General features: G+C 69.7%; 6 protein-coding genes. 5 read left to right on the top strand and 1 reads right to left on the bottom strand.

The annotated features are described in order from the left end of the window. Window positions 1-436 precede the first annotated feature (436 nt). The 3 genes from ACH4S7_RS33570 (at window position 437) to ACH4S7_RS33580 (ending at window position 4,403) form a co-directional block, all read left to right on the top strand. A complete protein-coding gene (locus ACH4S7_RS33570; protein WP_398525159.1) occupies window positions 437-2,998 on the top strand; it encodes a collagenase in 2,562 nt (853 codons plus the stop codon). A gap of 281 nt (window positions 2,999-3,279) precedes the next feature. After that, complete coding sequence (locus ACH4S7_RS33575; RefSeq protein ID WP_398525160.1) at window positions 3,280-3,855, top strand: hypothetical protein; 576 nt, start codon at window positions 3,280-3,282, stop codon at window positions 3,853-3,855. Beyond that, complete coding sequence (locus ACH4S7_RS33580) at window positions 3,852-4,403, top strand: excalibur calcium-binding domain-containing protein (protein ID WP_398525161.1); 552 nt, start codon at window positions 3,852-3,854, stop codon at window positions 4,401-4,403. The genes ACH4S7_RS33575 and ACH4S7_RS33580 overlap by 4 nt, the downstream gene beginning before the upstream one ends. Window positions 4,404-4,562: 159 nt before the next feature. On the opposite strand, the gene ACH4S7_RS33585 is transcribed toward ACH4S7_RS33580, so the two are convergent. Beyond that, the gene (locus tag ACH4S7_RS33585) at window positions 4,563-5,228 is read right to left on the bottom strand and encodes a DUF1326 domain-containing protein (protein WP_398525162.1); all 666 of its coding nucleotides are present in this window, start codon (window positions 5,226-5,228) and stop codon (window positions 4,563-4,565) included. A 453-nt stretch (window positions 5,229-5,681) separates the two neighbouring features. Between ACH4S7_RS33585 and ACH4S7_RS33590 the strand changes: the two genes are divergently transcribed. Further along, entirely contained in the window at window positions 5,682-9,011 is a 3,330-nt protein-coding gene (locus ACH4S7_RS33590) for a S8 family peptidase (RefSeq protein WP_398525163.1), read from the top strand. 461 nt (window positions 9,012-9,472) lie between these two features. Further along, window positions 9,473-10,345: a DUF4394 domain-containing protein gene (locus ACH4S7_RS33595; RefSeq protein WP_398525164.1), complete on the top strand. Its 873-nt coding sequence runs from the start codon at window positions 9,473-9,475 to the stop codon at window positions 10,343-10,345. Window positions 10,346-10,489 lie beyond the last annotated feature (144 nt).

A 10,489-nucleotide genomic window follows, 5' to 3' on the forward strand; every position in this document is an offset into this window, starting at 1 on the left:
CGGTTCTGTAGCCCGTGCCGTTGCCCTGGCCCCCCGCCGTTCTTGAGGCCCCTTGATCCGGCAGCCCCGGCAGCCCCGATAGCCGCGCGCGGTCGGTGCGACGCCGCCCCGCAGTCGATGCCCCCTGGTGACGCCTTGCAGTCGACGCCCGCCGATGAAGGGCGTGTTGGGGCCGGCCCGCCTCCCGGGCGGGGCCCGTCGTCAGCCGTGACCGCCCCCGCTGGCGAGCCGTGGCGGTAATTTTCCGCCACGGCTTCTTCTCATCACATGTGACCTGTGCCATGGTACATGTCACACGCCATGAGTAATGGGCATGTCAAGGTTTCCCCCACCCCGCCATCACGGCCGGACCAGCACGAGCCTGGCACCCCGCCCGCACTCACTTCCCCGGCCACGCCCACCCCGCGTGGCCCTTCACACCGCTCGGAGGCGGCACGTGAGGACCCAATCTGACCGCAGAAGTCCCACCGGACTCCTGATAGCGACCCTGGCGCTCTGCCTCGGTCTCGTCCTGCCGGCACCGCCGAGTCACGCCACGTCCGTGGCCCCGGCCACGCCGGCGGGGGCCCGGGTGCCGGACGGTCCGGCACCCGCCGCCGCACTCCTCGGCGGGCCGGAGGCCGAGCACATCGGCGGAGCGCCGCTGGCGGCGGCGGACCGCCCGCCGCTCGCGCTCGACACCGCGGCCCTCAAGGATGACTACGACACCCCCGCCACCGCACCGGCCAGGGTGCGGCCCTCCATGAAGGGCGCCACCGCCCGGACCGCCACGGCCCCGTGCTCCGTCGGTGACTTCACGGGCAAGACCGGTGCCGCGCTGGTCCAGCAGATCAAGTCGTCCGCCACCGACTGCGTCAACACGCTCTTCCAGCTCACCGGTGCCGACGCGCACGGCGCCTTCCGTGAGGCCCAGATGACCACGGTCGCCCAGGCGCTGCGGGACGGCTCCGCCGCGTACCCCGGGGACAACAGCACGAGCATGGCGCAGGTGGTCCTCTACCTTCGCGCCGGCTACTACGTGCAGTGGTCCCACGCCGACGCCGTGGGCGAGTACGGACCCACCCTGCGGACCGCCATCCGCTCCGGTCTCGACGCCTTCTTCGCCGGTCCGCGCGCCTATGACGTGAACGACGCCAACGGTGAAGTGCTCGCGGAGACCGTGACGCTCATCGACAGCGCGCAGGACAACGCCCGTCATCTGCCGGTGGTCAAGCGTCTGCTGAACGACTACACCAGCTCGTGGAACTCCTCGTGGTGGATGCTCAACGCGGTCAACAACGTCTACACCGTGCTGTTCCGGGGCCATGGCGCGCCCGGCTTCGTCCAGGCCGTGCAACTGGACCCCGCCGTACTCGACACGCTGCACCGGTTCGCCTCCACCCACCTCGCCATGCTGGGGTCGCAGCGCTCACACCTCGTCTCCAACGCGGGACTCGAACTGGGCCGTTTCCTGCGGCACCCTGGCTTCCGCGCCAAGGTCACCCCGCTCGCCGTTGATCTGCTGGGCCGGACCGCCGTCACCGGGCCCACCGCGCCGCTCTGGGTCGCCGTCGCCGGGATGACCTGGGCGTACGACAAGGCCAACTGCGCCACGTACCGGACCTGCGACCTGCCGGACACCGTCAAGACCGCCGTGCTGAAGGTGCGGCACACCTGCGGTCCGAGCATCCGGATCGTCGCGCAGCAGATGACCACCGAGCAACTCGACGCCACCTGCGCCAGCCTGCGCGGTCAGGACGCCCACTTCCACGCCCTCGCCCGGGACGCCGGACCGGTCGCCGACGACAACAACACCACCATCGAGGTGGTCGCGTTCGATTCCAGCGCCGACTACCAGACGTACGCGGGCGTCGTCTATGGCATCGACACCAACAACGGCGGGATGTACCTGGAGGGCGATCCGGCCCGCGCCGGGAACCAGCCGCGTTTCATCGCCTACGAGGCCGAGTGGCTGCGGCCGGAGTTCCACATCTGGAACCTCAACCACGAGTACACCCACTACCTCGACGGTCGGTTCACCATGTACGGGGACTTCGCCGCCAACATGTCCACACCGACCGTCTGGTGGGTCGAGGGCTTCGCCGAGTACGTCTCCTACTCCTACCGTGACGTCGTCTACACGGCCGCGATCGAGCAGGCCGGCCGGCACACGTACGCCCTGCGCACTCTCTTCGACACCACCTACGACAACGCGAACAGCGCACGCGTCTACAACTGGGGTTATCTCGCGGTCCGCTACATGCTCCAGTCGCACCGCGCGGACATGGACGTCGTCCTCGGCCACTACCGGACCGGGAACTGGGCTGCCGCCCGCGACCACCTCGTCCGGGTGGTCGGGAACGGCTACGAGAGCGACTGGAAGGCATGGCTGACCGCCTGTGCCTACGGTGCCTGCGGGGGGACGAATCCTCCGGTCAACCAGGCGCCCGTCGCGGCGTTCACCACCACGGTCAGCGGGCCCAACGTGACCTTCGCGGACCGCTCCACCGACCGTGACGGCACCGTCGTCTCGCGGGTCTGGGACTTCGGCGACGGCACCACCTCCACCGCGACCGATCCCATCAGGACTTACGCGGTGCCGGGTACGTACACCGTGCGGCTCACCGTGACGGACGACAAGGGGGCCACCGGCACCACGACACGGACCGTTGAGATCCCGGGCGCGCTGCCCGAGTGCTCCGGACCGGATCGCCGGTCGCTGGGCGAGAACTGCCAACGCTCCCGCCAGTCCGCCGCGAGCCGTGACTACGCCTACCTCTACCTCCAGGTCCCAGCCGGTACGGAGCGGCTGACGATCACCTCTGCCGGCGGGAGCGGTGACGCCGACCTCTACTACAGCCGGTCCGGCTGGGCCACTACCGCCAACCACACGGCCCGGTCCACCGGCGCGGGCAACGGCCACACCCTGACCATCGAGAACCCCGCGGCCGGTACGCACTACATCAGCCTCCACGGGGTGAGCCGCTTCGACGGAGTCACGGTCGCGACCCGGTACTGATCGCACGAGCGGAAACGCGGGCCGGACGGGGTGCGCCCCGTCCGGCCCGTCCGTCTCCGGTGCCTCGGGTGCCCTCCGACCGGCGGGGGGCACCCGAGGCGTGATCGCCACCGAGTACGAGAGACAGCCGGCCGTGACCGTGAACGGGATCCACGGGCCCCTGTTCCCGCCGTTGATCTCGGCGCGGTCTCGATCCGCTCATCCGCCTGATGCGGTCGGCGCCGATCTGTTTATCTTGTCCACTCTTGAACAATCACCCCTTCCCGGAGTCCGCTTTGGCCATGCCCGCATACCCGCCGCCCCCTGTCGGCCCTCCCGCGAACCCCAACCAGTTCAGCGGGAAACAGAAAGCAACCCTCGGCTGCGGGGGGCTGCTCTTCATACTCCTGGTCATCGGGTTCATCGGATCGGCGATATCACCCACCCCGCGGACGGTCACCAAATCGGTGCCGGGGCCCGCGGTCACGAAGACGGTGACGGTGACCGTCACTCCGGAGGCGAAGGTGCCCGCGGTGGCGGCCCAGCCGCAGAAGCCGACACCGGCCGCCACCAAGGCCGCTACTCCCGCTGCGACTCCGATCGCGAAGACGGACACGGACACGGACACGGACGCGGGCACGGGCACGGGCACGGAGAGGCTGCCGAATCTGGTGGGCCAGCAGCTTCAGGCGGCGCAGGACGCGGCCCAGGCCGCGGGCTTCTACCTGCTCAGTTCGCACGACGCGACCGGCGCGAGCCGCATGCAGGTGCTGGACCGGAATTGGAAGGTCTGCTCCCAGAGCCCCGCCCCGGGAGCGGTCGATCCGTCCGAGACGGTCGACTTCGGAACCGTCAAGATCGAGGAGACCTGTCCGTGAACCATCCGCACCCGCCCCATCCGTACGGACCGACTCCGCCGCCCGGTGCGGGCGGTGGCACCTCGCTCGACGGGAAGCGGAAGACCGCCATCGGCTGTGGGGGCATGGTGGCCATCACCTTCGTCCTCGCGCTGGTGGTCGCGGCGTGCGCGCCCGACGACGTGGTGAAGACCAAGGCCGTTCCCGGGCCCACGGTCACGGTCAGCCGTACCGTCACCGCCCCACCGCCGGCACCCCCGACGCCCCCGGCGAAGTCCCCGACACGCGAGGCGGCGAAGCCGACCAAGCCGAAGCCGGCGACCAAGCCGACACCGACGCCGACTCCCAAGCCGAAGTCGACGTCCAAGCCCAAGCCGAAGCCGATACTGACGCCGACGCCGGCGACGGACAGTTCGGGTGGGTCCACCGGCACGGGCGGGGGCGGCGAAAGCGTGTACTACAAGAACTGCACGGCGGTACGCGCAGCCGGCGCCGACCCCATCCGCAGGGGGGACCCCGGTTACGGCCGCCACCTCGACAGGGATGGCGACGGTATCGCCTGCGAGTAGGGCGTGGATCTATGAATCGGTAGAGGTACGGGGGCGGGGGTACGGGGGAGCGCGCCCCGTACCCCCGCCCCGGTCGGCCGGTCGTGGCCCCCGGCGCGTGCGAGGTGCCACGCCCGACCTCATGCCGCGTCCGTCAACCCGCCCCGGTCGAGGGCTGGATCAGTCAGTAGCGTCCTGAGCCGGCTGCGCATCCGGTCGCCAGTCGAACGGGAAGTGCTTGCTGGACCCGCCGCGGTACTCGCGGGAGAAGTCGAAGCCCTCGGCGCGGTCCGCGCTCACCACTCCCCACGTCGCGACCTGGCCGGGTCCCACCTCCGACCCGGGAGCGTTGATCAACTGCACCCGGCGACTGGGGTCCGAGGTGGGGCCGGTCAGCGCGGTGGCGCCCACGCTCACCTTGTCGGAAACGCTCGCGCGCCAGTACGCGAGATCCGATGCGGCGTCGAAGTGGATCGGGGCGTACTCCACGCTGCGCACTTCGCTGATCAGTGAACCGAACTTGCCAGGCCAGCCCCCGACGTTGCCGCGGAAGATCTCCTCCAGGGCGTCCCGCTGTGTCGGCGTCCCCTTCGCGTCGATGTAGAACATGGCCTTCATCGTGGCGTCAGGATCGTTCACCCACATGTTCCCGGCGAACTCGCCGAGCGCCACGACCCCCAGGCCATCGAGGCGGACATCTCCGAAGTGCCCTTCATGGATCTGCCATACGAGCGTGAACAGGCAGGCGCCGTCCGTCGGAGCCTGCGCGAAGGTGCAAGGGCAGGGCGTCGAACAACTGCAGACGTCGAACCACTCGCCTTTGAGGTGCCAGTTCGTCTCGCTCATGACCGTTCCTCTCTCATGGATACCCCAGTGGGGTATCTGAAATGCGAGGCTAGCTCGCCTTCTGGGGCCGCGTCAAATACCTCCAGGGGGTATGTAGATGGCTTGATGTAACCCCTCTGAGGAGGCGTCAGGAAGGTGACTTCTGGTTCCTGATTGGACGATTTCCCGCCATGGCTTCACCGGTGGGGTGGAGGTGAATTGCCCAGGCCGCGACTGTGAGGGCTATCCGCGCACCCGGTGTATCCGGCCAATGAGTCGGAGAGTTGCCGAGTTGCATAAGACGGCGGGGCAAGCGAGCTCGTTCATCCGGACCGGAATTGCGGCCGAAAGCCATGTCACGACAGTCCGCTTCCAGCCATCCTCGGTCCGCCACTCAACCTCGGACGGGTGAACTCCACTTCTCCCGGTGTGAGCGAGGCTGTAGCGCCTCGCTCACACCCCCCAGGAGGATTTGTGTTCAACAGACAGCAGGGCGCCGGGGTTGCGGCGCTCACCGCCGCGGTCTCACTGGCGCTGGTCGCCGGAATGACCGGGGCGGGGTCCGCCACCGCTTCTCCGTCGCCGGACGGCGGAGTCGCGGAGGCCCCGGCGGTATCCGGTGGGGCGGAGTGGGTCACGCTGATCACCGGGGACCGGGTCCGGATCGGCGGCAAGGGCAAGCTCGTCGGCTTCGAACCGGCCAAGGGCCGCGAGAGCATACCGGTGCAGACCTTCACCGAGCGCGGTCACACCTTCGTGGTGCCGCAGGACGCCCGTCGTTTGATCAGCGACGGCCGGCTGGACCGGAGGCTGTTCGATGTCACCGAACTGAGCCGGGCGGAGAGCCGTAAGGCGTACCGGGACGGGCTGCGGGTGATCGTTGCGTACAGCGGGTCGGCCGGGACGGGTGCCCGCAAGGCCGTCCGTGCCACGGGCGAAGCGGAGTTGAACCGCTCGCTGAAGACGTTGAACGCGGACGCGGTCACCGCCACTCCCGAGCTGTGGGAGACCCTCACCAAGGGCACCAGCACCGGCGCCCGTGCCACCGCCTCCGGGATCAGCCGGATCTGGCTGGACGGTATCCGCAAGGCCACCCTGGAGAAGAGCACCGGTCAGATCGGCGCCCCCAAGGCATGGCAGTCCGGCTACGAGGGCAAGGGCGTGAAGATCGCCGTCCTTGACACGGGTGTCGACGCCGAGCACCCCGACCTGAAGGGCCGGGTGATCGCGTCCCAGAACTTCAGCGCGGCCCCGGACGCGGTGGACCGGCAGGGCCACGGTACCCATGTGGCCTCCACGGCCGCGGGCAGCGGCGCCCGGTCGAACGGCACCCACCGGGGTGTCGCACCGCAGGCCGAGATCATCAGCGGCAAGGTGCTGGACGATGACGGGTTCGGTAGCGACTCCGAGACCATCGCCGGTATCGATTGGGCGGTGGCGCAGGACGCGGACATCGTCAACCTGAGCCTCGGCAGCAAGGACAGCCCCGGGATCGACCCCCTGGAAGCCCAGGTCAACAAGGTGACGGCCGAGAAGGGCGTGCTCTTCGCCGTGGCCGCGGGCAATATGGGCTCGAACTCGATCGGCTCGCCGGGCAGCGCGGAAGCCGCCTTCACCGTCGGCGCCGTCGACCGCGCGGATAGGCTCGCCGACTTCTCCAGCACCGGCCCCGGCTTCGTCGGTGGGATCAAGCCCGATGTGGCCGCGCCCGGTGTGGACATCTCCGCCGCCGCGGCCGCAGGCACCGAATCACCCGGCGGTATCCCGGGCTACGCCACGCTGTCCGGTACGTCGATGGCCACCCCCCATGTCGCCGGCGCCGCGGCCCTGCTCAAGCAGCAGCATCCGTTGTGGAAGGCCAAGGAGCTACGGAGCGCACTCGCCTCGTCCGCCGTGGACACCGGACACACCCCCCATGAGCAGGGCACCGGGCGGATCGCCATCGACAAGGCGATCGCTCAGACCGTGGTCTCCGATGAGACCTCGGTCAACTTCGGCAAGCAGGCGTGGCCACACACCGACAACGCTCCGGTCACCAAGAAGATCACCTACCGCAACAGCGGTACTCAGGCGGTCACTCTCGATCTGAAGGTCACCGGCCACGCCCCGGGGAACAAGCCGGCGCCGGCCGGGTTCTTCAGTACCGGCGCGGACCGGGTCTCCGTCCCGGCCGGGGGCACCGCCTCCGTCGACGTCACCGCCGACACTCGGATCGGCGGTGACGATGACGGCTACTTCACCGCCTCCGTCATCGCGTCCGGGGGCGGCCAGACCGTTCGTACCACCGCAGTGATCGAGCGGGAGGCCGAGTCGTACGACGTCAGGCTGAAGCACATCGGCCAGGACGGAAAGCCGAGCTCGAAGTTCGAGACGATCTTCAATTCGAGGACCACGCCCGGTATGGGGTACGCCTTCGATTCCGGGGACGGTGACATCACGGTCCGGATACCCAAGGGTGAGTACCTGCTCAACGCCGACGCCCGGGAAGACCCGCAGGACTTCACCAAGGGACGCGATGTCCTGGTGCAGCCCAGACTGGTGGTCGACAAGGCCATGACGATCACGGTCGACGCCCGCAAGGCCAAGCCGGTGAGGCCCACCGTGCCCGACGCGAAGGCCGCCTTCACCTTCGGAGTGGCGCAGTACCTCTGGGCCGGGCCGGACGGCGGGAACCTCGGCGGGTTCTACCCCATGCTGACCTTGGGTTCCGTACGCATCGCCCATCTCGGCCCGCAGGTCACCGACGGGTCCCTGACCCAGACGTGGACCGGGAGCTGGCGAGGGAAGTCCGGCACCGAGTACAACATCGCCACCGAGGGACCGGTGAAGCGGATCCCCACCGGCTACACCCGCGCCTTCAAGGCGGCGGAGTTCGCCACGGTGAAGGTCGGTCTCGGGACTTCGGTCAACGGCAGGCGGGCCGTCGTGGACGCGAACGCGTTCTTCGGGGACTCGCGATGGGGATTGAGCAGCTTCAGTTCCGCACGGCCCCTGCCCGACACCCGCACCCTGCATGTCCTCGGTGATGGCAAGACGAAGTGGTCCTTCGACGTCGGCCAGGTCGTGGCCGAACACCCGGACGGCTATGAGATCGACCTGGTTCTGAACTCCGCGCCCAAGACCTACCAGGCCGGCAAGACCTACCAGGAGGTCTTCAACACCGCGGTCGTCGGTCCGCAGCTCGACGAGGACTCGGGCTTCGCGCGCTCCGGCGATCAACTGCACACCCGAGTGCCGCTGTTCTCGGACGGCCGGGGCCATTCCGGACGGTCCGACGTCACGTCGGTCGCGACCACGCTGTACCGGAACGGGACGAAGATCGCCGCCAGCACCGACGCGCTGACCGGTAGGGAGCCGCTGCCGATCGGCCGGGAGGCGGGTCTGTTCAAGCTCACCACTTCGGTCGAGCGGAGCACCGCGACCGCCCGGGTGAGCACCCGGATCGACGCCGACTGGACCTTCCGCGCGGATGCGGCGCCCACGGACGACAAGGTGCAGCTCCCGATCTCGACCGTGCGTTTCAGCGGTGCCAAGGTCGGCCTGGACAGCACCGCCCCGGCTGGTGCGACCCAGGTCATTCCGCTCCAGATCCACGGTGCGGCGGCGAAGGGGAATGTCAAGGCCCTGACCGCGCACGCCTCCTACGACGGTGGCAAGACCTGGCAGAAGCTCACGGTGACCAAGAACAAGGTGACCGTGAAGAACCCGGCCAAGGGCGAGGCGATCACGCTGCGTGCCCAGGTCACCGACAGGCAGGGCGGCATCGCCAAGGTGACCGTGCACAACGCCTTCTTCGGCAAGTAGGCACCACACGCACCACACGTACTACAACGCACCGCAGGCTCATCGCATGACGGCATGACGGCATGACGGCATGACGGCATGACGGTATGACCGCGGCGGCCCCGGCTGGGGGCACCCCTTTCACGAGGGCCCCTCCGGCCGGGGCCGCCGTCCGTGCGCCCGGGCGTCGGTTCGGCCCACCACCCCCTGGCAGCACACGCGCACCGACGGTGTGGGGAGGCGGCTCGTCGCCCGCCCCGTCCTCAGGGCCCGGTCAGCCGTCACCGGGCGCGGGCGGGGTGCCCCCGTAAACCAGGTCGTCACCGGGTGCGGGCGGGGTGCTCCCGTAAGCCCCACCGAGTCCATATGTCCTCCAACAAGGTGATATCGGGATCCGCCGCCCATCCGGACGGGCCCCGGCTCCGAACCCCGCATGGAGATCGCCCACACCCGGGACGGTCCACCAGCCAAGGAGCACACATATGCGCCCGTCCGTCCTCGCGACCGCCGTCTGCCTGGCCGCCCTCACCGCACCCGCCGTCGCGCTCGCCGACACCGGGACCGCGCCCACCGCGCCCCGCGGCCGTACCACCGCACCCGCGGCACTCACCGCGCTGGGTCTGACGGCCGAGCAGCGGCTCGTCCAGTTCCCCGTGAACCAGCCTTCAGCGACGACATCACGGGGCACGATCAGCGGCCTGACCGGCGACACCAAGCTCGTCGGCATCGACTTCCGGGTCCAGAACCTCAAGCTGTACGGGGTCGGCGACCGCGGCGGCGTCTACACGGTCGACACTGGCAACGCTCGGGCCGTCAAGGTCTCCCAGCTCACCGTGGCGCTCTCCGGCACGCGGTTCGGCGTCGACTTCAACCCCGCGGCCAACCGGCTCCGTATCGTCGGCGACACCGGCCAGAACCTGCGCCACAACATCGACGACACCACCGGAGCCCTGGGCACCGTCGTCGACGGCACCCTCACCAACCCGACCGTGCCGCCCACCACCGCCCAGGGCGTCACCGGCGCCGCCTACACCAACAACGACCTCGACGCGGCCACGGCGACCACCCTGTTCGACATCGACTCCCTCGCCGACCGCGTCGCCCTCCAGTCGCCCGCCAACAGCGGCACCCTCGCCCCCACCGGCAACCTGGGCCTCAACGCCGGCCCGGACACCGGTTTCGACATCTACTTCTCCCCGAAGGAGCGCACCAACCGGGGCTTCGCCACCCTGAACAACGGCAGTGGCCACCGCCTGTACGCGATCGATCCGCTGACCGGCGCCGCGCGCGACCTGGGCGCCTTCCCCGCCCGCCGCCAGGTCACCGACATCGCCCTGCCGCTCGCCCAGGACTGAGACACCCGACCCGGGAATCCCTGTCGGGGGGGGGGGGGCCGGGGGGCCCCCCCCCCCCCCCCGGGGCGGCGCAAACGGCAAAACGCGCCCACCTCACAACGCCCCGGCACTGGCGCCGCGGGCCGCACACAAGGGGCCGGGCGA

The organism is Streptomyces sp. NPDC020965, assembly GCF_044333555.1.
Taxonomy (GTDB): Bacteria; Actinomycetota; Actinomycetes; order Streptomycetales; family Streptomycetaceae; genus Streptomyces.

Bases quoted from the DNA above. Each gene is read 5' to 3' on its own strand.
- ACH4S7_RS33575 (WP_398525160.1), top strand. From the start codon at position 3,280: ATGCCCGCATACCCGCCGCCCCCTGTCGGCCCTCCCGCGAACCCCAAC.
- ACH4S7_RS33585 (WP_398525162.1), bottom strand. From the start codon at position 5,228: ATGAGCGAGACGAACTGGCACCTCAAAGGCGAGTGGTTCGACGTCTGC.
- ACH4S7_RS33595 (WP_398525164.1), top strand. From the start codon at position 9,473: ATGCGCCCGTCCGTCCTCGCGACCGCCGTCTGCCTGGCCGCCCTCACC.